The organism is Mesorhizobium sp. M7A.F.Ca.ET.027.02.1.1 (genome assembly GCF_004022985.1).
GTDB lineage: Bacteria > Pseudomonadota > Alphaproteobacteria > Rhizobiales > Rhizobiaceae > Mesorhizobium.
Genome location: NZ_RZOL01000850.1, coordinates 1 through 818, shown reverse-complemented (window position 1 = coordinate 818; position 818 = coordinate 1). Strand labels below are relative to the sequence as shown.

Annotated in this window: 1 protein-coding gene; it reads left to right on the top strand. The window is 59.4% G+C overall.

Annotated elements, in window-relative coordinates; translation table 11 throughout:
- On the top strand, positions 1 to 429 hold a 429-nt coding region (locus EN749_RS36600; RefSeq protein WP_145991217.1), incomplete at its 5' end, for an FAD-dependent oxidoreductase.
- Positions 430 to 818 lie beyond the last annotated feature (389 nt).

The following is an 818-nucleotide window of genomic DNA, read 5'->3' as shown; positions in this document are numbered from 1 at the left end:
ATCCTGTCTTCCTTCAGACTCGACAGGTCGGGACGGCTGGTGTTCGGCAGTGTCGGTGCGTTGCGCAACACCGGCACGGCGATCCACAAAGCCTGGGCCAGACGGGCACTGGCGAAGCTCTATCCGCAGCTTGGAAGTATTGCCTTCGACCATGAATGGTACGGACAGATCGGCATGACGACGGATGCGCTGCCACGCTTCCACAAATTTGGCAGGAACGTAGTCAGCTTCAGCGGCTACAATGGTCGTGGCATCTCGCCAGGCACGGTGTTCGGCCGTGAGCTCGCCCTGCTGATCCTTGGCGAGCAAAGTGAGGCGCAACTGCCGTTGCCGTCATCGGACCTAGTCGAAATTCCCTTCATCCGCGCCCGGGAAGCCTGGTACGAAATAGGCGCTCAGATCGCGCATCTGGCCTCGGCGCGTTTGTAAGCACCGAAGCCGCTCCCAAATCGGCTGCGCTAGCGACTACGCGGGCGGCGGACCCATTTTGAGCATCAGAAAGAACCACAGCTAGGCGCTCGGCAAATGGGGCAGGCAAGAGCCTGCTCGTGGGTGCACTCCAGTCTCGGAATTACTATTTCGGAATCATTGGAATACGCAGTGCATAACATCCCGGCCTGCTGAACCTTCTTCGGCTCATCAGCAACGACTTGCAGGCTTCGCTCGTCTGTGGCCGCGCGCCGTGCTGAAATAGCGCGTCTCCAAGTCACCGAATAAACGCTCAATCGGCTTTGCGGGGGCGTTGTAGGGCAAAGCGTTGATGACGCGGTTCGATCGGGAGGGGCCATGGAAGCCCGGCACGGTAATCTACATGGCAT